Raw genomic sequence first — 19,283 nt, 5'->3', positions numbered from 1 at the left:
CACGATGACGGCCACTGGACGTTGATCGACACGTCGTCGACACCGCGTCGCGTGGTACCCCCGGTCCTCCCGGATGTAGAGACGTCTCCCGCTGGGACATCGTTCCGGACCCGCCTCGGGTCCGGGGTGATTCCCGGGAGCCATATCCACGCGTTGGCCGCATCGTCAATGCGTCTATGTTCCGCACGGTACGACCCCGTGTCCATAAATGCGCCACATTCCGACCGGAGTGTCGCAAGATTGTGGACCCCCAGTTTCGGCCGCCCGACGCCCGGGGGTAAAAACGCAGGTCAGTAGTTGACTGCGGAGCGCAGTCCCAATTCAACGCAAAGTAATGAGTCAATGTCGCTAAAGCGAGGTTTAGACGCCGAGCGCAACCGTGATCGTGCCACGTTCAGTTCGCCCCGGACTGCGGACTCGCCGGGTCCCGCGGATCTCCGCCGCCGTTCGGGCCCTGTGGCCCCAAAGCGGAACCGGGGCCGGAACCGGACCCCGAGGACGACCCGTCGCGCCAGCGGCGCAGCATTCCCTGGGGGACCTCCTCCGACGTGATCGCGTAGCAGATGTGGTCGCGCCATGCCCCGTCGATGTGCAGCTGGCGCCTGCGCACCCCCTCGTCCCGGAACCCCAGCTTGGCGACCACCCGCCTGCTCGCCCGGTTCTCCGGGCGGATGTTGGCCTCGATCCGGTGGAGGCCGACCCCGAAGAACGCGTGGTCGACCGCGAGCGCGACCGCCGTCGGGGTGACGCCCCGGCCTGCGTAGGCGCTGTCGATCCAGTAGCCGACCTGGGCCGAACGCGCCGAGCCCCACACGATGGCGCCCACCGTGAGCTGGCCGACGAACCGGCCGTCGTAGGTCACCGACCACGGCATGGACAGGCCCTGTCTGGCCTCTCTCCGGATGGACTGGAGCATCGCGACGTAGGGCGCCAGCCCCGTGGTGCGCAGCGGCATCTCGGGATACGTGGGCTCCCACGGACGCAGCCACTCCTCGTTGCGCGAGCGGGTGTCACGCAGTGCGACGGCGTCGCGGAGCCGCAGGGGTCTGAGCGCGACCGGCCCCTCCTCCAGAGTGACGGGCCACCCTTGTCTGCGATTCACGACCGTCCCTTCGATCCCCCCGGCGCCACCGCCCGGGGGCGCGCCACCGGGGACGGAGGCGCCGGACCCCCCGCGTCGGTGACGGGTTCCAGTATTCCACTCCGCACGGGTGACGTGGCGGGCGTCACTCTCACAACGCGGGAATCGGCTGATTCCTAACTCCAATACTCACGCACCGAAAAGCGATCCAAGGTCAAAGAATGATCGAGGGACGGAATGCCCGGCCTGTGATTCCGGTCATTGTTCGGCGTCATTCGGGGCGGGCGTGATCTCCGCCACGCAGTTGGTCCAAGGCATGGCCGAGCACCGGCTCCAGCACGTCCATCCCGTCGTTCGCGCCTCCCCGGGAACCGGGCAGGTTGACCACGAGCATCCGGTGGCCTCCCCTCTCCGCCACCCCGGCCAGCCCCCGCGACAGGATCGCGGTGGGCACGCCCTTGTCACGGCCCGCCGCGCGCAGCGCCTCGGCGATCCCCGGGATCTCGTACGACAGCAGGGGCCGGGTCGCCTGGGGCGTGAGGTCCTGCGGCGTGAGCCCCGTGCCTCCGGTCGTGACGACCGCGTCGGCCCCCTCGTCCAGGGCCCGGGAGATCGCCTCCGCCACCGGGGCCCCGTCCGGAACCACCCACGGACCGACGACCGCGAAGCCCGCGGCGCGCAGCCGGTCGGCGACCACGGGCCCCGACCGGTCCGGGTAGACCCCGGCCGCCGCCCGGTTGGACGCCGTCACCACCGCGACGCGGCGCGTACGGCCCCCCGGCTCACTCACCGCCGCCACCGCGCCTCCAGTGGCCCTTGCGCCCGCCGGTCTTCTCCTCGACCCGCACCCGGGTGACCTCGGCCCCGGGATCGATGGCCTTGACCATGTCGACCAGGCCGAGGGCCGCGGTCATGACGCAGGTGAGCGCCTCCATCTCCACGCCGGTGCGGTCGGCCGTGCGCACCGTGGCGCTGATGTCGACCCCCTCGTCCACGACGGCGAGGTCCACCTCCACGCCGTGCACGGCGATGGGGTGGCACAGCGGCACCAGGTCGGGGGTGCGCTTGGCCCCCTGGATGCCCGCGATCCGCGCGACGGCCAGCGCGTCGCCCTTGGGCACCGTCCCCCCGCGCAGGGCGGCGACCGCCTCCGCGCCGAGCAGGACGCGGCCGGTGGCCGTGGCCGTGCGCGTGCTCACGCGCTTCTCCGAGACGTCGACCATGCGCGCCGCGCCGGAGGCGTCCAGGTGGGTGAAGCCGGAGGGGTGGTCTGCCCCCTCCGTCCGTGGGGTGTCGCTCATCGGTCCGCCAGCTTCTGCGCTCGTACGCGGAACACGGCCGGGACGGCGGTGTCCGGGCGCGCCGCGGCGCGCCATCCACGACCGTACGGCACCCCGGCGACGGTCCGCCCACCGATCCGCGAACTCCCGGACCGCCGCACCCGGGGGAGGCCGGACGCGCGGGCCGCCCCTCAGGCGGGATCGGGGAGGCGCACCACGTCGACGGCTCCGCCCGCGGCCAGCTCCGTGGTCTCCTCCGGCACGACGATCAGCGCGTTGGCCCCGGCGAGCGCGGAGAGCTGGTGGGAGTCCTGGCGCAGGGCCGGGGACACCGTGGGGGCGGCCTCGCGCCCGTGCGGCGACTCCTCCAGGACGCCGCGCAGGTAGGAGCGGCGGCCCTTCGGCGAGGTCACAGGGGCGGTGAGGACCGCGCGCGCGGTCGGCAGCCCCCGGGGGTCGAGCCCGCGCAGGCGGCGCAGCGCGGGGAGGACGAAGATCTGGAACGACACGAAGGCGCTCACGGGGTTGCCCGGGAGGGTGACGATCGGGGTCCGGTCCGGGCCGATCGCCCCGAAGCCCTGGGGCTTGCCCGGCTGCATCGCCACCTGTGTGAACTCCACGGTGCCCTCCCGCGTGAGCACCTCCTTGACGACGTCGTACGCGCCCATGCTCACACCGCCGGTCGTGATCACGATGTCGGCCCGCACCAGCAGGCCCTCCAGCGTGTCCAGCACCGTCCGGGGGTCGTCCCCGACGAAACCGTGGCGGTGGACCTCGCACCCGGCGTCGCGGGCGGCCGCCGCGATCATGAAGCTGTTGGACTCCCAGATCTGGCCGGGCCCGAGCGGGCGCCCCGGCTCGACCAGCTCCTCACCGGTGGAGAGCACGACGACGCGCGGCCGGGGGTACACGGACACCGAGCGGCGGCCGACGGCCGCCAGCACGCCCATCTCCCCCGCGCCGATGCGCCCGCCCGGCCGGAGCACGACCGCGCCCTCGACCACGTCGCCCCCGGCCGGGCGCACCGCGTTGCCGACGCGGACCGGGCGGTCGACGGCCACCGTGGCCACGCCGCCGTCGGTCCACTCGACCGGCACGACCGCGTCCGCCCCGGAGGGCATCGGAGCACCGGTCATGATGCGCGCGCACAGGCCCGGGCGGACCGCCGCGGGGGAGGGGTCGCCGGCGGGGATGTCGCCGACCACCGGCAGGCGGACCGGGGAGTCGGCCGTGGCCGGCTCCAGGTCGGCGGCGCACACGGCGTACCCGTCCATGGCCGAGTTGTCGAAGCCCGGCAGCGACACCGGCGAGGTGACGGTCTCGGCGAGCACCGAGCCGTGTGCCCGGAGCAGGTCCAGCTCGGTGGGCTGCGGGTCGGCGATCAGTGCCAGGACGTCGGCGACGTGCTGTTCGACGCTCTTCACGGGGGTTCCTCCGTTGTCGCGGTTCCTGGGGCGGAGCGTCTCCCCTCCCTCAGGAGTTGATGCGCATCCCATTGTCACCACGTCCGGCCCCGTGTGCGCGGCCTCCCGGCGCCGCCGGGCCGTGCCGGGCCCGCGGGCGGGCGCCCCCGGTGCGGGTCAGGGGCGTCCGGCGTCCTGGCGCTCGACGAAGTCGCGCAGCCACGGCAGGAGCTCGTCCGCGAGGTCGGGCCGGCGGCAGGCGAAGTCCACCACCGTGCGGATGTAGTCGGCCTTGTTCCCCGTGTCGTAGCGGCGGCCGCGGAACAGGACGCCGTGCACGGTCCCGCCGTCCTCGGGCTTGCGCCGGGCGAGCTCGCGCAGGGCGTCGGTGAGCTGGATCTCCCCTCCGCGGCCGGGCGGGGTCTCGTGCAGGACGGGGAAGACCGCCGGATCACAGACGTAGCGGCCGATGATCGCCCAGCGGCTCGGGGCGTGCTCCGGCGCGGGCTTCTCGACCAGGTCGGTGACGGCGACGACGTCCTCCTCGTCGGTGGGCTCGATGCCCGCGCACCCGTACAGGGAGACCTGCTCGGGCTCCACCTCCATGAGGGCGACGACGCTGCCCCCGCGCCTCTCCCGCACCTCGATCATGCGGCGCAGCAGGTCGGCCGACTCGATGAGGTCGTCACCGAGCAGCACGGCGAACGGGTTGTCGCCCACGTGCGCCTCCGCGCACAGGACCGCGTGGCCGAGCCCCCTGGGCTCCCCCTGGCGGACGTAGTGGACCTGGGCGAGGTCGCTGGACTCGCGCACCGAGCGCAGCCGGGCGTCGTCGCCCTTGGCCTCCAGTGCCTCCTCCAGCTCGTAGGCCCTGTCGAAGTGGTCCTCGATGGAGCGCTTGCTGCGTCCCGTGATCATCAGGACGTCCTTGAGGTCGGCGGCGACCGCCTCCTCCACGACGTACTGGATCGCGGGCTTGTCCACGATCGGCAGCATCTCCTTGGGCGTGGCCTTGGTCGCGGGGAGGAACCGCGTGCCCAGGCCGGCCGCGGGCACGACCGCCTTGGTGACGGGCGCGGACGCGGAGGGTCGCTTCTGCTCGGTGGCGTCGTTCATGTCGGCACTTTAGGACAGTCCCCGGCCGTCTCGGCGCCCCGACGCCCGGCCGGGCGCCAAGAAGTCCCCGCTCTTTCGGGCGGCGGAGCGCAAACCGCCACCGGGCGTTCACCGCCCGGGGCAGGCTCCGCCGGACGCGCCCGGACCGCCCCGGCGGGAGCGGCCCCCTCGCCGCCCGGTCCGTCCCGCTGCCACACTGGCCCCATGAGCGGGAGCAGCGGTGACGGCGGTCCGTCGGAGAAGGCCCGGCTGCGCGGGGACGTCCTCGCCCGGCGGCGGGCCCGGGGCGCGGAGGAGCGCGCGCGGGTCGGGTCGGCGGTCCGGGACGCCCTGATGGGCGTCCCGTGGCTCGCCATGGGCGGGACGGTCGCGTGCTACTACTCCGTCGGCGGGGAACCCGGCACCCGCAAGCTGGTGACGGCCCTGTGGAAGCGCGGCACGTACGTGCTGCTGCCCGTGTTCCTGCCCGGCGGCGACCTGGACTGGGCGGCCTTCGACGGGCCCGAGGGCCTGGCCCCGGCCGGGCACGGCCTGGTGGAGCCCACCGGGCACCGCTACGGCCCCGGGGCGCTCGCCCGGGCGGACGCCGTGGTCTGCCCCGCCCTCGCCGTGGACCGGAACGGGAACCGGCTCGGCCGGGGCGCCGGCTGCTACGACCGCGCACTCGCGCACAAGGGCCCGCACACCCCGGCGATCGCCCTGGTGCACGACGACGAACTCGTGGACTCCCTGCCCGCCGAGCCGCACGACCGGCCGGTGGACGCCGTCCTCACACCCGGCGGCGGCCTGCGCGTGTTCGCGGGCGGGGTGTGGCCCGGGGGAGACGACACCGTGTGACGCGGGTCCCCGGCGCGGACGGCGGCCCGCGGACGCGCGGGCCGGGTGGCGGTCCCGCCGAAGGACGGCCCGAGCACGGACGGCGGCCCGCGGACGGGGTGCGGACCGCCCGCCGGGGGCGCCCTCGCGGGGAGGAGCGGTCCGGGAGGGCCCCGGGCAGCCGGCCGGGGCGTCCTTCCCGGCCCGTGGCGGCGGGGATTATCCCGCCCGGGCCGGGCGTTGTCCCTGGCGGTCGCGCCCCGGCGACGCCACCGTTCCGGCACCTGGGCCGCTGCCGCGCGCTCGGCGCGAGGTGCTGTCGCGGCTCCGGTCGGCGAGCGCGTACTATTTAGCAGTCAACGGGCGAGAGTGCCAGCAAGGAGGACCCGGAACAGTGCCTACGTACCAGTACGCGTGCACCGAGTGCGACGCCCAGATGGAGGTCGTGCAGAGCTTCAGCGACGACGCGCTGACCGTCTGCCCCGAGTGCGAGGGACGCCTGCGCAAGGTGTACTCCGCCGTGGGAATCGTCTTCAAGGGCTCCGGCTTCTACCGCACCGACAGCGGCAAGACCTCCAACAGCTCCGTCCTGACCGGGTCCAACGCCGGTTCCGGCGACGGCAAGGACTCCGGCTCCTCCGAGTCCGGCGGCACCGCCTCCTCCGGCACGGACGCCAAGAGCTCCTCCGGCGACTCGGGCTCCAAGGCGGGCACCGGCGCCGGCACGAGCACCAGCACCAGCACGACCAGCAGCACCGCCGCCGCGGCAGGTTAGCCGCAGGGCCGTTGACCGACGCAGCGCCGCCGAACACTCGGCGGCGCTCGGCACGTCCGGCCTGTGGACAACGGCCGCACGGCCCCGCCGCGGCCTAGCGTTGGAACATGACCAGCGCACCACCCCCCTACCGGCACCGCCGGGCGCTCACCCGCCTGCTGGACCGGCACCGGCGCGTCGTCGCCGCCCTCCTCGCGGCCGCCGCGCTCCTCAGCGCCGTTCTGGCGGTGCGCCCGCCCCCGGAGCCGGCCGGCCTCGTCCTCGTCGCCGCCAGGGACCTCGACGCCACGTCACCGCTCGCCGCGGGCGACCTCGCCCCGCGCCCCCTGCCCTCCGACGCGGTGCCGGACGGCGCGCTCCCGGCCGACACGGAGGCGGCGGGCCTCTCCCTCACGTCCCCGGTGCGCCGGGGCGAGGTGATCACCGACGCCCGCCTCTCCGACCCTCCCGCGGGCCCGTACGGGCCCGGCCTGGTGGCCGTCCCCGTACGGGTCTCCGACCCCGGTGCGGTCGGGCTCCTCTCCCCCGGCAGCCGGGTGGACGTCCTCGCCGCGGGGAGCCCCGACGAGTTCGCCCCGGTGCGCGCGGGGCCCGCCGTGGAGGTGGTCAGCGACCGTCCCGTCCTCGCCCTTCCGGCCGAGTCCGACCGGGGCGGCGGGGGAGGTGCGCTGATCCTCATCGCCGCGACGCCCGCGGAGGCCCGAAGCCTGGCGGGGCACGCCACGGCGTCACGCCTGTCCATCACCATTCGCGGTTGACCGATGACGTGTGGTGGTGAAAGCTGGCGGGCGCCGGTGAGCGCCCCTCGGACGCCCCGGCTCTCCCACACACATCGAGTACGTAGGGCTGTTCCATGGAAGGCTTCAAGAAGTTCCTGCTCCAGGGAAACCTGGTGCAGCTGGCGGTCGCGGTCGTGATCGGCACGGTCTTCGCCAACCTCATCACCGCGTTCACCGAGGGGTTCATCACCCCGCTGATCGGGATCTTCGGCGGCATCCCCACCTTCGGGGACCTCTACTTCGAGATCAACGGCAGCCGGTTCATGTACGGCTCGTTCATCGACGCCCTGATCTCGTTCCTGATCACCGCCGCGGTCCTGTACTTCCTGATCGTCCTGCCGCTCGGCAAGCTCATGGAGAGGTTCGTCAAGGCCGAGGAGGCCACCACCCGGGCCTGCCCCTACTGCTGCGTCGACATCGACAAGAAGGCGTCCCGGTGCTCCCACTGCACGAGCGAGGTCGTGCCGGAGACCGTCTGACCGTTCCGGGGCCGGGCCACGGTCCCTCCTCCCTGCCGCGCGGGAGGCCGTGAACGGCCCGGACACAGGTCGGGGGCGGCCCGTGCGGGCCGCCCCCGGGGGTCACCTGCTGTACTCCCAGTGCCAGGGCTCGAAGGGACTGGACTTCGCCCAGGCGGGATGGTGCCAGCCGAAGTCGGCCCCGTTGGCCTCCATCCAGTTCCAGCGCTCGGACCTGAAGTTCTGGATCCCGCAGCCCAGGTCGATCGCCTGCCCCAGGCCGTGGTTGCTCGTGCCGGGGACTGCGGCGAAGCCGGGCGGCTCCTGCGCGTAGACGCGGTGCTGGTTGGGCAGGTCGCGGTAGGCGCTGGTGATGCAGATGTTTTCGCCGAACTCCGTCACGTACCTCATGTTGAGTTCGAGGAAGTCGACCGCGGCGTCGGCGCGCAGCTGCTTGTCGTCGTACAGGTCGCACAGGGCGTCGGACGGCAGCAGGCCGTTGGGCGAGCCGTTCGCCCTCGACGCCGCCGAGGGGTCGCAGTCCGCGGCGGCCATGTAGGCGTCCGGGTCGATGCCCCGGTCCTCCAGCTCCTGGACGAGCTCGTTCATGCTCGTCTCGGACTGCTCGCGCAGCTCCTCGACCTCCGCCGCGAGCTCCACCTGTTCCAGCTGGGTGGTGGTCTGGAGCTCCTGCGCCTGGCTCGCCAGCTCGACCTGCTCCTCGCGGAGGTCGGTGGCGTCCTGGATGAGCGCCTGGTTGTTCTCGGAGATCTTCGCCGCGTAGGACTGCGTCTGGAGGTCGTCGTCGAGCGTGCCCGACGTCAGCATGGTGAGCAGGCCGCCGTCGGGCTGCTGGTACAGGGTGCTGGCGAGGGTGGCCAGGGGCTCGCGCATCTCACCGAGTTCGAGCTCGGTCTGCTGGAGCTCGTGGAGCGTGGAGACCAGCTCCTCCTGGGCGGACTCCAACTCCTCCTGGCGCTCGACGTGGCGCTCGGTGGCCTCCTCCAGCTCCTGCGAGGACGCCTCCGCCCGCTCGCGGAACTCGTCCAGGTCGGCCGCGGCCGGCGCCAGCGCGGCAGGGTGGACGGGGACGACGAGCAGAGCGGTGACCAGCACGAGCGTCAGCGCCTGGACGCAACGGACACGCTGGAACGCCGCGAACGCGGTGAGCGCCCCGCCGCCATCCGGCACGCGGGACCTGCGCCGCGCCGGATCAGAAGTGAACGGCACGAATGATCCTCCGGCTGCTTTTCCTCGAACACCTACCCGTGACCGCAAGGAACGTACTACATGTCCACATGCGGACACACGGAACCGTTGCGCCGGAGGAAGCGGACGCGGTGCGGGCTCGCGCCCGTCCCGCCGCCGTCTTCCCCGGCCGTCGGTGAAGTACCTGGTCATCACTGTGCGGGCCTCACTCCGACCCGCCCTTCAGGGCGATCGGCGCACATATCCGGCCATGACGCACCACGCGTCATGAACAACGTCACAACGCGCCAGGACAACCAATCGTAGGTCAGCGTACTCCGCCATGCACGCAGAGTCCCCCAGTCACACCCCGGGAACACGGTCCGACACCCCATTCACCTCTATCCTGGGTTAGGCTTGGCCCTGCGGCGGGGCAACGCATACCTCCGCCGAACCCATGGCTCCATAGCTCAGGGGATAGAGCACCGCTCTCCTAAAGCGGGTGTCGCAGGTTCGAATCCTGCTGGGGCCGCACGTGTGGATCGGGGTCCCTCCTTCGGGAGGGACCCCGATCCGCTTCCAGGGCCTGCTCCGGATCCCGGTCCACCCGGTCCGCGGAACCCTGTCGGCCGTCGCGCAACGGCGGCTTCCTCCCGCCCCGTCCGGCAGGTACGGCGGCGACGCGGGGGTGCGAGAATCGTCGACACTCCCGAGCCCCCGACCCCCGAAGGACGACCGACATGGACCCCTCCCCGCCGAGGACCGCGGTCCGGTGGCGCGCGTTCCTGAACGAACACAGTTCCGAGTTCCTGGACTCCGCCTACCTGCGCACGGCGGAGGCCGAGGACAGGGCCGAGTGGATGGTGAGCCCCGCCCAGCGCGAGAACCGCTGGCTCGGGTACGAGCCGGCCGCCGAGGAGGCCGTCCTCGCCGCGGAGGAGCGCCTGGGCGTGTCGCTGCCGCCGTCCTACCGGAACTTCCTCCTGGTCAGCAACGGCTGGAGCACCCTGGCCTACACCTTCGACCTGCTCCCGGTGGAGAGGATCGGCTGGTTCCCCGAGGAGGACCCCCAGCTCTACTCCTGGTGGTCGGAACCGCACATGGGCCACTTCGCCGACCGGCTCCGCGTACTGGAGCGCTGCCTGCTGATCTCCGACGACGACGGGGGCAGCGGCGGCATGTGGCTGCTGCACGCCGACAGCGCCGACGGTGACGGCGAGTGGACGGCCTACACGTGGTGGCCCGGCGACGGCGGGGACCCCGAACCGTACGGGGACTTCGCGGCGCTCGTGGCGGAGGCGCCGCGGATCGCCGTCGGCTCCTGACCGGGGCCCGGCCTCGGGCCGCGATGCCCGCCCGTGTGTGGGCCGACGGCCGGAGGATCGACGGAAAGCGCTCTCCCCGCCGCCGGGGGCGTCTTCCCCGCGTGGACGCCTCCGCGCGGCGGCGGTGCGGCGAAAGGCCCGTCCGGCCGCCCCGGAGGGCGCCGGACGGGCGGTGGGGGCCGGACCGGCGTGCGTGCACGGGTCCGCGGCCTCAGGGGCCGGTGCGCGCGTCCGTCGGAGAGCCGGGATCCGGCGGTGCGGCGCGCCCGGGGCCCCCTCCTATCGCGTCACCGGGGTGCCGCCGAAGGTGACGACGAGGGTGCCGTCGTCGTCGAAGGACCAGTCCAGGTCCCCGTCGTAGGACGAGCACCGGGGGCCGTCGGAGCCGGACCAGAACTGGTTCGAGCCGTCGGAGTCGCCGATGATCCGGTCGTTGGAGCCGCTGTCGCACGAGGTGTTGCCGCGGAACACCGAGGAGCCGCCGTCGAAGTTGAAGTTGCGCTCCTCGCTGCCGATGGAGATGTTGTCCGACACCGTCATCGAGCCGACGTTGCGGTTGTACGTGAACCCGTGCTTGCCGTTGTCGTAGGCGATGTTGCCCCGGATGACGTGGTCCACCCCGATGTCCTCGCCCCCGAGCTTGAAGCCGTTGCGGTCGCCGTCGCCCGCCTGGGAGCCGTCGCTGAGGGTGCCGTTCCCGTAGGCGAGGGAGTCCTCGACGGTCACGGCACCGATGGGGCCGGTGTCGGACTTGGTGTAGAGGTCCCAGCCGTCGTCGATGTTGTTGTGGGCCACGGTGTCCCGGAAGACGTTCCCGGGACCCGAGGTGAGCTTGGCCGCGAAGCCGTCGGCGTCCTCGCCGTCGGAGTCGACGTTGTCGTGGGACACCGTGCTCACGACCAGGTTGTTCGCGGGCCACTCGCTCTCGGGGGTGTCGGAGGTCCGGCGGGAGATCTGGAGCCCCGTGTCGCGGTTGGAGCGCGTCACCGTGCGCTCGACGACGTTGTCGCTCCCGCTGATGAAGATGCCGTTGTCGCCGGCGTTCTGGACGACGATCCCGCGGATGTGCCAGTGGGAGCCCTCCAGGGCGAGCCCCCGGTTGGCCGGGTCCTCGCTCTGGGCGGAGAAGTCCAGGACGGGGCTCTCACCGGGGGCGGCGAAGAGCTCGGTGGGGGCGCCGGAGGAGCCGCCGGAGCCCTCCGGGAGGGTGACCGTGTCGGGGAGGTCGTAGACGCCGCCCTGCAGGTAGACCGTCCCGCCCGCGCTGATGCGGTCGATCGCGGAGGTCAGGGTGGTCGGGTCCGACTCCGTGCCGCCCGCGCCGTCGTCGCCGTCCGGCGACGCGTACAGCACGGTGTCCGCCAGGGGGGTCGGCTCGGCCTGCGCCGCGCCGGCGGAGGTGACGCCGAGCGCCGCCGCCAGCAGGCCGGCGCACGCGATGAGGGGTCTGGTTCGCATTCTTCTTCTCCGACTTCGTCCGAGGGTCCGAGGGGGGTGGAACCGTCCCGCCGCGGCGTCCGGACCGTCCCCGGGGTGCCGGGGCCCGCGTCCGCCGCGCGGGTCGCGCCTGCCCCGGCCGCCGCCGTGGCGCCGGTCGAGGTCTTCCCTTCTGTTGGAAAGCGCTTTCAGCACAGAAGGTAGAACGCCGCCCACGGGGTGTCAACGGTCTGGCCGTCATGCGGATTTCATGTTATGGAAACATGCCCGCCATGCCGCGGCCCCCGGCTCGGCCCCTCCGCCGGCGCCCGTCCCGGCGGAGGGCGGCCTCCCCCGGCAGAAGGTCGCGCGCCGGCCCCCGTGTCGGCATGACAATTCGCCCCCGCCGATCGATGATGGACCGGTCGGAGCAGACGTCACAGCAGGTCGGGGGGTATTCGGATGACAGACGGGGACCACGCCCCCGACGAGGGGCCGGACGGGGACGAGGAGACCGGCCCGCCCTCCCGGCAGCGGGGCGGATCCGCCTCGGCCATCGCCAACGCGCTCCACCGCACACCGCACCCCGGTCCGCAGCACTGGGGCGGCCCCAGGCCCCGGAAGGCGGATCCGGACCCCTTCTTCACGACCAGGCTGGGGCCGCCGCCCAAGCGCCGCCGCAGCTGACCCGCCCACCCGGCGCCGCGCACGGACTCGGGACGGGACGGGACGGGAACGGCGGCGGCGCCGCGGCCGATCCGCCGGACCTCCACCGCCGGAAGCGGCGCCCTCAGAGGAACGGGCGCCAGGGTGCGAGCACGACCTCGCTGAACTTGGCCGCGAACGGCCGGCTCCGCCACTCCTCGGCGGTCAGCTCCCGGCAGTTGGTGAGGTCCTTGGCGAAGACGTCCTCCAGGTGAGCCGCCACGTGCTCGTCGAAGATCTCCACGTTGATCTCGTAGTTCCCGGTCAGGCTCAGCCGGTCGACGTTGGCCGTGCCGACCGTCGACCAGCGGCCGTCCACCGTCGCCGTCTTGGCGTGCACCATGGCGTCCTGGTACAGCCACAGCCGCACCCCGCCGCCCAGGAGCGCCGAGTACAGCCCGCGGGCCAGCCAGTCGGCGATGATGTGGTTGGAGTTCTCCGGGACGAGGATGTTGACGTCGACCCCGCGCTCGGCGGCGTCGATCAGCGCCCGCTGGAGCTCGCGGTCGGGGATGAAGTAGGCCTGGGTGAACAGCACCCGGTCCTTGGCCCGGTCGATGGCCTCCAGGAACATGGCCCGGATGGGGTAGATGAGCTGCTCGGGCACGTTGCGGTGCACACGGAACCGCGGGTTCCACTCCGCTTCCCCCAGCCCCACCAGTTCCGGGTGTCCGCCCCGGCGGTTCATGTTCCAGAAGTCCGCGAACGCGTTCTCCAGCTCCCACACCGCCGGGCCGGACACCCGGAGGTGGGTGTCGCGCCACTCGGTGGCGTACAGCGACCCGACGTTGTAGCCGCCGACGAACCCCACCTCCCCGTCGACGGTGAGGATCTTGCGGTGGTCGCGGCCGGACTTGCGGACGTTCAGGAGGAGCACGCCCGGCCGGAACGCCGGGTAGCGCAGGACCTTCACGCTGTCGGGGAAGCGGTAGAACGACCGGGGGACCACGAGGTTGGCGAAGCCGTCGTAGACGACGTACACCTCGACGCCCCGGTGGGCCGCCTCGATGAGCGCCTGCTTGAACCGGTGGCCGACCCGGTCGTCCTTGATGATGTAGGACTCGAACAGGACCCGGCGGCGGGCGCCCCGGATCGCCGCGAGCATGTCCTCGAACACGTCCTCGCCGTAGGTGTACACGGTGGCGGCGGTGTCGCCGACCGGCAGTTCGGCGGGGGCGGTCCGGGGGAAGTTCGCGCGGTGCGGCCGCACCTTCCTGCGCCAGTGGTTGATCCCCATGAGGGTCGCGGCGACCGCGACCTGGGTGGTCACCAGACCCACGAGCCCCCACTTGACCACGGATCTGAGCGTGGAACGTCTGGAGCGTGGCAAAGTCGCCTCCCGAACAGGCCGGCCGCCGCGCCGGGGGCCCGACCCCGGAGGCCGTCGCATCCGGCACAAGGTGGACCCCAACCGTAACCCGGCGCGCCGCCCACCCCCTCACACGGTCGGCACGTGTCCCCCGTCACATCGGCATCACGCCCGCTCGCGGAGGCGGAGCGCGACGAGTTCGGTGGTGGGGCTCTCCTTCCGCCCCCGGACCAGTCGCCGCTCCAGCGGGTAGAGGGCGGCGCCCGCGAGCCAGCCGGTCGGCGCGGTCACCGTGGCGGCGCGCAGGACCCCGCCCCATGCCTTGCGCCACGGCAGGGCGGCGTCGACCTGGGCGTTCATCAGCACGAGCATCGGGACGCGGCGCACGATGTCGAACCCCGCCTTGTCCGCGGTCCCGGCGATCCACGCGAGGGTCCGGTTGACCTGGTGCTCACCGCGCTGCTCCGGCCGCCGGAGGCAGTTCTCGGAGATGACGAGCAGGCCGCCGGGGCGCAGGACCCGCGCGAACTCGCGGACCGCGGCCGTGTAGCGCTCGTCGTCGGTGATGTGGAAGAGCATGTCCATGCAGGAGACCGCGTCGAAGGAGCCGTCCTCGAAGGCGTCCAGCTCCGAGGCGTCCTGGCGGACGAACCGGTGCTCGGGGAACCTCTCGCGCAGGCGTTCGACGGCCGCTTCGGTCATGTCGGAGCCGGTGACCGCGGACGCGCCCAGCCGGTCCCACAGCCGCACGTAGAAACCGGTGCCGCTGCCGACGTCGAGGACGTCGGCCCCGCGCGGCCGCAGGCCCGCGACCTCGCGCAGGAACACCTCCTCGCGCACCCGGTACATCCACGTGTTGAAGGGCCTTCCGAGGGCCCGGTACCCGACGCCGCTCTCGGTCCAGTCGCCTTCGAGCCGGCGTTCCCAGAAATCGCGGAGTTCGCTGTGCGTAGCCATGCCACCACTGTCACACCGGCCACCCGGGCTTGTCCCGTCGCAGCGCCGGTGAGGCCCCGGAACCGCCGCGGCGCCGTCCGCGCGGGGCGGGCCGAGGGGGACCGCCCGTCCCACGGGGCGGGCCCGCTCCGCCCCGTCAGGGCCCCCGGTGGGCGGCGACGAGCTCGACGAACCCCAGGGCGACCCGGTCGTGGGAGTCCACCGTGAAGCCCGCCTCCGCGGCGACCGTCCTCGGGAGCCGCCGCGGGTGCTCCTTGCGCGCCTCCCGGAGGCGGAAGGGCCAGCGCGTGTAGTCGACGTGGTCGACCAGCAGCAGGCGCCCGCCGGGCCGGAGCACCCGGTGCATCTCGTCCAGGGCCCGGCGCTGGTCGGGGATCGTGCACAGGGCGAGCGCGCACACGACGGTGTCGAACTCCCCGTCCGCGAAGGAGAGCGCCTGGGCGTCGCCCTCCCGGAGCAAGGCGTCCACGCCCAGGGCCGAGGCCCGGGCCCGCGCGTGCTCCAGCATGGCGGGGCTCAGGTCCACGCCGGTGACCTCCGCTCCGGCGGGGTAGTGGGCCAGGTTCCGGCCCGTGCCCACCGCGACCTCCAGGACCCTGCCCTGGGCCGGGGCGCACAGCCTCGCGCGGACGCCCCCGAGCACGGCCTCCTGGAGGCGCGCCCCCTGTTCGTACCGCCCCGACAACCGGTTCCAGTCACCGCGCACGCGCTCGGTCCGCTCGTCCATGACACCCTCCCCGTTCCCGCCCTTGACCGGACCTCCAGTCTGGAAGTTAATGTCCACATGAAGTCAAGTGCGTCGGAGCTGTCCATCGGGGAACTGGCCGGGGAGTTCGGCCTGGCCGCCCACGTCCTGCGGCACTGGGAGGCGGAGGGGGTGCTGGAGCCGGCCCGCCGCTCCGGCGACCGGCGCCGGTACGCGCCGGAACAGCGCGTCCAGGTCGCGCTGGTCCTGCAGGCCCAGGAGGCGGGGCTGAGCCTCGCCCAGATCCGCGGGGTGGTCTCCGCCCCGGACGGCGGGTCGCGCCGGGCGCGGCTGGCCGAGCACCTGGCCCTGCTGGACGAGCGCCTGGAGCGGCTGCGGGCCGCCCGCGAGATGGTGGCGCACGTCGTGTCCTGCGGCGCCGAGGACTTTCTGGAGTGCCCGCGGATGCGGGAGATGCTGGAGGCGTCGTCGACGTGTCCCGCCCTCCACGGCCCCGGCCGCACCCCCCGGGAGAGGCTCCCGGACGCCCTCCGCCCCCCGGCGGGCACACCGTGCCCCGGGACCGGGACGCGGTCCGGGCGGCATGTCGTCCCGGACTGCTAGAACGGGTGCCGAAACCCCGGACCGGCCCCTGGAGCAGACGATGCCGAACAGCACCCACCTCACCGAGTACGCCGACCTCCCCGTGGTCGAGTTCCCCGCGACGGAGGCGAAGGAGCCGGCCCCCGGCGAACTGGCCGCGGCGCTCGCCGACCCGGGTTCGGTGGCGTGGCGGCTGCGGGCCGACCCGTACGAGGCGGCGGAGACCTTCCCCGCGTACTTCGCCCGCTTCCTGGCGGACGTGGACACGGCCCGGGTGGGGGCGCTCGTCATCGGGACCTGGGGGGACGGCCCCGAATCGCCGTCGACGGTCCCGCGCGACCTGCTCATCGCCCACGCGGAGGCCTTCCCGTCGCTCCGGGCGCTGTTCTTCGGGGACATCGTCTACGAGGAGAACGAGATCTCCTGGATCGAGCAGAGCGACCTCTCCCCCCTGGCCGCGGCCTTCCCCGCGCTGGAGGAGCTGGCCGTGCGCGGGACCGGCGAGACCTCCGTGGGCGGCGGCAGGCTCGACCTCCACCTCCCCGAGCACACCGGCCTGCGGACCCTCACGGTCCAGAGCGGCGGCCTGCCCGGGCGGGTGTGCCGGGGGATCGCCTCCTCCGGCCTGCCCGCCCTGGAGAACCTGGAGCTGTGGCTGGGGGTGGACACGTACGGGTGCGACACCACGCCGCAGGACCTGGCGCCCGTCCTCTCCGGCGGGGCCTTCCCCGCCCTGCGCTACCTGGGCCTGCGCAACGCCGAGGGGATCGACGACTGGATCGCCGTCCTGGCGGGGGCGCCCGTGACCGCCTCCCTGGACGTCCTCGACCTGTCCCTGGGCACCCTCACCGACACCGGCGCCGAGGCCCTGATCGGCGCCGCCGACGCCTTCCGGCACCTGCGGAGGCTCGACCTGCACCACCACTACGTGTCCGAGGGGACGGCCGAACGCCTCCGCGCCGCGCTCCCCGGCGTGGAGGTCGACCTGTCCGATGTCCAGAGCCCGCGTGCCCACGACGGGGAGTTCCACTACTACACGGCGGTCTCCGAGTGAGCGGAGGCGCCGTCGGCGGTGTCGCACCAGGCTGTTAGACATAGGGGCGTCCGCAATCCCAGGCAGGAGAAACCATTGCCGAACCGCAGCCACCTGACGGAGTTCGCCGGCCTCCCCGTGGTCGAGTTCACGGGGTGGGACGCCCTCAGGGACGACTTCGGGCTCGCCATGTACTGGGCCCGCAACCGCCGCGAGCCGCACACCGAGCACCCGAAGAACTACGAACGGCTCTTCGAGGCCATCGCCGACCCGGGTTCGGCGGCCTGGCGGCTGCGGATGGAGACCCCCTCCTACGGCACGGGCTCCAACGGCCCGATCGACACCCTGGGCCAGTACCTCGGCCGGTTCGCGGAGATCGTCGCGCCCGCGGAGGTGACCGCCCTGATCGTCGGGTACATGGGGGGCGACTACGAGGCGATGCCCCCGGACGAGGTCCGCGACCGGCTGCTCGACATCGCGCCGAAGCTGACCGCCCTGCGGTCCCTGTTCTTCGGTGAGATCCGCCAGCAGGAGAACGAGATCTCCTGGATCGAGCACGGCGACCTCTCCCCGCTCCTCGCCGCGTTCCCGGACCTGGCCGAGTTCACCGTCCGCGGCGGCAGCGCCGGCCTGGGGCTGGCGCTCGGGGAGCACCGCGCGCTGCGCAGCCTCACCGTGCAGAGCGGGGCGCTCCGGCCCGAGGTCGTGCGGGACGTGTGCGCGTCCCCGCTGCCCGGCCTGGAGCGCCTGGAGCTGTGGCCGGGCTCCAAGGAGTACGGCGGTGAGAGCACCCCGGAGGACCTGGCCCCCGTCCTCTCCGGCGAGGCCTTCCCGCGCCTGCGCCACCTGGGACTGCGCAACGCCGAGGAACTGGACGACTGGATCCCCGCGCTGGCCGGGGCGCCCGTACTCTCCTCGCTGGACACGCTCGACCTCTCCCTGGGCACCCTCACCGACGAGGGCGCCCGGGCGCTCCTCGGGGCGCCGGCCTTCCGCGGCCTGAAGCGGTTGGACCTGCACCACCACTACATGTCCGAGGAGACGGCCGCACGCGTCCGCGCGGAGTTCGCCGGGGCCGGGGTGGAGGTCGACGTGTCCGACCCCCGGGAGCCCGACGTCGGCGAGTACGGCGGAGAGACGCACGTCCACCGCTACTCGGCGGTCTCCGAGTGACCCGGGAGCGGCCCCTGGTCGTGGTGGGGGTCCCCGGCAACCGCCGCCTGGACCTGTTCCTCGCGGCGGCCCGGTCCGCGGGCCTGGCGCCGCCCTCGGTCGTGCCGTGGCGGGAGCTGGCCGCCGGGCCGGTCCGCCTGCCCGACGGCGGACTGGTCCGGGTGGACTCCCCCGGCGGCGACGTGGAGACCGAGCGCCTGCTGCGCGGCTGGGACCGCGCCCCGGACCCGTACCGCGCCGAGGGCACCGCCGACCACCACGCCGGGTTCCGGGCCGCCCTGGACCGGCTCTCGGAGGCGGTGGCCGCCGCCCCGGGCGCACGCCTGCTCCAGGATCCGCAGGACCTGGTGGACATGTGCGACAAGCGGCGCTGCCACACCCGCCTGGCCCGCGCGGGGGTCCCGGTCGCCCCCGCGCTGCCCGGCCCGGTCACGGGCTACGCGTCGCTGCGCGCCGCGATGGCCGACCACGGCTGGACACGGGTGTTCGTCAAGCCCGCGCACGGCTCCTCCGCCTCCGGGGTGGTCGCGCTGGCCGTCGCGTCCGACAGCCGGGTCCGGGCGGTGACCACCGCCGACCTCGTGCGCGGCGGGGACGGGTCCGTGCGCCTCTTCAACAGCCTGCGCCCGCGCACCTACACGTCGGAACCCAACATCGCGGCGGTCGTGGACGCCCTGGCCCCCGAGGGGCTGCACGTCGAGCGGTGGGTGCCCAAGGCCGGTTTCGACGGCCGCGTCCTCGACCTCCGGGTGGTGGTGGTCGCGGGGCGAGCCACCCACGTCGTGGCGCGCACGTCGTCCTCGCCCATGACCAACCTGCACCTGGGCAACGCCCGGGGCGACATCGACGCCCTGCGGGAGTCGGTCGGCCCCCGTGCCTGGGCCGAGGCGACGGCCACCGCCGAGGCCGCCGCCGCGTGCTTCCCCCGCACCCTGCACGCGGGGGTGGACCTGATGCCCTCGCCCGGCTGGCGGCGGTTCACGGTCTGCGAGGTCAACGCCTTCGGCGACCTCCTCCCCGGGGTGCTGCACGAGGGCCGCGACACCTACGCGGAGCAGCTGCACGCCCTGGCCGCCGGCCGCTTCCCGACCGGCGCGCCCGCCCCTCCCGTCCCCGCCCCCTGAGGGACCGCCCCCGAAGAGCCGGACCCGCACACCGGGCCTGCGCGCACACCTCCTCCC

The 19,283-nt window shown here is 73.6% G+C and carries 20 protein-coding genes and 1 tRNA gene; 11 read left to right on the top strand and 10 right to left on the bottom strand.

All coding sequences use genetic code 11. From position 1 onward, the window contains the following. Positions 1-394: 394 nt before the first annotated feature. From OUQ99_RS03775 to galU, 5 genes are all read right to left on the bottom strand, one after another. A complete protein-coding gene (locus tag OUQ99_RS03775; RefSeq protein ID WP_267948031.1) occupies positions 395-1,102 on the bottom strand; it encodes a GNAT family N-acetyltransferase in 708 nt (235 codons plus the stop codon). Positions 1,103-1,352: 250 nt separating this feature from the next. After that, positions 1,353-1,871, bottom strand: coding sequence for a MogA/MoaB family molybdenum cofactor biosynthesis protein (locus OUQ99_RS03770; RefSeq protein WP_267948030.1), 519 nt, complete (start codon positions 1,869-1,871; stop codon positions 1,353-1,355). Next, positions 1,864-2,382 carry a cyclic pyranopterin monophosphate synthase MoaC gene (gene moaC, locus OUQ99_RS03765; protein ID WP_267948029.1) on the bottom strand — a complete coding sequence of 173 codons (519 nt, stop codon included), beginning with the start codon at positions 2,380-2,382 and terminating at the stop codon, positions 1,864-1,866. The genes OUQ99_RS03770 and moaC overlap by 8 nt, the downstream gene beginning before the upstream one ends. A 170-nt stretch (positions 2,383-2,552) precedes the next feature. Then, positions 2,553-3,785, bottom strand: coding sequence for a molybdotransferase-like divisome protein Glp (glp, locus tag OUQ99_RS03760; RefSeq protein ID WP_267948028.1), 1,233 nt, complete (start codon positions 3,783-3,785; stop codon positions 2,553-2,555). A gap of 156 nt (positions 3,786-3,941) precedes the next feature. Continuing rightward, positions 3,942-4,880 carry a UTP--glucose-1-phosphate uridylyltransferase GalU gene (gene galU, locus OUQ99_RS03755; protein ID WP_267948027.1) on the bottom strand — a complete coding sequence of 313 codons (939 nt, stop codon included), beginning with the start codon at positions 4,878-4,880 and terminating at the stop codon, positions 3,942-3,944. Positions 4,881-5,084: 204 nt separating this feature from the next. On the opposite strand from galU, the gene OUQ99_RS03750 reads away from it, so the two are divergent. The 4 genes from OUQ99_RS03750 (at position 5,085) to OUQ99_RS03735 (ending at position 7,729) form a co-directional block, all read left to right on the top strand. Next, positions 5,085-5,717, top strand: coding sequence for a 5-formyltetrahydrofolate cyclo-ligase (locus OUQ99_RS03750; protein WP_267948026.1), 633 nt, complete (start codon positions 5,085-5,087; stop codon positions 5,715-5,717). A gap of 373 nt (positions 5,718-6,090) precedes the next feature. Beyond that, the gene (locus tag OUQ99_RS03745) at positions 6,091-6,471 is read left to right on the top strand and encodes an FmdB family zinc ribbon protein (RefSeq protein ID WP_267948025.1); all 381 of its coding nucleotides are present in this window, start codon (positions 6,091-6,093) and stop codon (positions 6,469-6,471) included. 107 nt (positions 6,472-6,578) lie between these two features. After that, positions 6,579-7,229 (top strand): SAF domain-containing protein, encoded by a 651-nt coding sequence (locus OUQ99_RS03740; RefSeq protein ID WP_267948024.1) that lies wholly within the window; start codon positions 6,579-6,581, stop codon positions 7,227-7,229. A 95-nt stretch (positions 7,230-7,324) separates the two neighbouring features. Then, a complete protein-coding gene (locus OUQ99_RS03735; protein ID WP_267948023.1) occupies positions 7,325-7,729 on the top strand; it encodes an MscL family protein in 405 nt (134 codons plus the stop codon). Positions 7,730-7,831: 102 nt separating this feature from the next. Here the strand turns inward: OUQ99_RS03735 and OUQ99_RS03730 are convergent, their stop codons facing one another. Beyond that, a complete protein-coding gene (locus OUQ99_RS03730; RefSeq protein WP_267948022.1) occupies positions 7,832-8,938 on the bottom strand; it encodes a D-alanyl-D-alanine carboxypeptidase family protein in 1,107 nt (368 codons plus the stop codon). Between the two features lie 417 nt (positions 8,939-9,355). Between OUQ99_RS03730 and OUQ99_RS03725 the strand changes: the two genes are divergently transcribed. Next, a tRNA-Arg gene (locus tag OUQ99_RS03725) sits at positions 9,356-9,428 on the top strand. A gap of 208 nt (positions 9,429-9,636) precedes the next feature. Next, complete coding sequence (locus OUQ99_RS03720; protein WP_267948021.1) at positions 9,637-10,221, top strand: SMI1/KNR4 family protein; 585 nt, start codon at positions 9,637-9,639, stop codon at positions 10,219-10,221. 279 nt (positions 10,222-10,500) lie between these two features. Here OUQ99_RS03720 and OUQ99_RS03715 read toward each other — a convergent pair whose 3' ends face one another. Next, the gene (locus tag OUQ99_RS03715) at positions 10,501-11,679 is read right to left on the bottom strand and encodes a right-handed parallel beta-helix repeat-containing protein (protein WP_378554025.1); all 1,179 of its coding nucleotides are present in this window, start codon (positions 11,677-11,679) and stop codon (positions 10,501-10,503) included. Positions 11,680-12,099: 420 nt separating this feature from the next. Here OUQ99_RS03715 and OUQ99_RS03710 point away from each other — a divergent pair, with 420 nt between their 5' ends. After that, complete coding sequence (locus tag OUQ99_RS03710) at positions 12,100-12,324, top strand: calcium-binding protein (RefSeq protein ID WP_267948020.1); 225 nt, start codon at positions 12,100-12,102, stop codon at positions 12,322-12,324. Between the two features lie 103 nt (positions 12,325-12,427). On the opposite strand, the gene OUQ99_RS03705 is transcribed toward OUQ99_RS03710, so the two are convergent. The 3 genes from OUQ99_RS03705 to OUQ99_RS03695 form a co-directional block, all read right to left on the bottom strand. Beyond that, positions 12,428-13,639, bottom strand: a complete 1,212-nt coding sequence (locus OUQ99_RS03705) for a phospholipase D-like domain-containing protein (RefSeq protein WP_267948019.1) — start codon at positions 13,637-13,639, stop codon at positions 12,428-12,430. Between the two features lie 177 nt (positions 13,640-13,816). Then, entirely contained in the window at positions 13,817-14,608 is a 792-nt protein-coding gene (locus tag OUQ99_RS03700; RefSeq protein ID WP_267948018.1) for a class I SAM-dependent methyltransferase, read from the bottom strand. A 136-nt stretch (positions 14,609-14,744) separates the two neighbouring features. Continuing rightward, positions 14,745-15,335, bottom strand: coding sequence for a class I SAM-dependent methyltransferase (locus tag OUQ99_RS03695; protein WP_267948017.1), 591 nt, complete (start codon positions 15,333-15,335; stop codon positions 14,745-14,747). 57 nt (positions 15,336-15,392) lie between these two features. Between OUQ99_RS03695 and OUQ99_RS03690 the strand changes: the two genes are divergently transcribed. From OUQ99_RS03690 to OUQ99_RS03675, 4 genes are all read left to right on the top strand, one after another. Beyond that, positions 15,393-15,917 carry a MerR family transcriptional regulator gene (locus OUQ99_RS03690; protein WP_267948016.1) on the top strand — a complete coding sequence of 175 codons (525 nt, stop codon included), beginning with the start codon at positions 15,393-15,395 and terminating at the stop codon, positions 15,915-15,917. Between the two features lie 40 nt (positions 15,918-15,957). Then, positions 15,958-16,950, top strand: coding sequence for an STM4015 family protein (locus tag OUQ99_RS03685; protein ID WP_267948015.1), 993 nt, complete (start codon positions 15,958-15,960; stop codon positions 16,948-16,950). Positions 16,951-17,025: 75 nt separating this feature from the next. Next, entirely contained in the window at positions 17,026-18,102 is a 1,077-nt protein-coding gene (locus tag OUQ99_RS03680) for an STM4015 family protein (RefSeq protein ID WP_267948014.1), read from the top strand. Then, positions 18,099-19,226 carry an STM4014 family protein gene (locus OUQ99_RS03675; RefSeq protein WP_267948013.1) on the top strand — a complete coding sequence of 376 codons (1,128 nt, stop codon included), beginning with the start codon at positions 18,099-18,101 and terminating at the stop codon, positions 19,224-19,226. The genes OUQ99_RS03680 and OUQ99_RS03675 overlap by 4 nt, the downstream gene beginning before the upstream one ends. Positions 19,227-19,283 lie beyond the last annotated feature (57 nt).

The organism is Streptomonospora nanhaiensis, from assembly GCF_026642255.1.
In the GTDB taxonomy this organism is placed as follows: Bacteria; Actinomycetota; Actinomycetes; order Streptosporangiales; family Streptosporangiaceae; genus Nocardiopsis; species Nocardiopsis tropica.
This window is presented reverse-complemented; position numbering and strand designations above follow the sequence as displayed.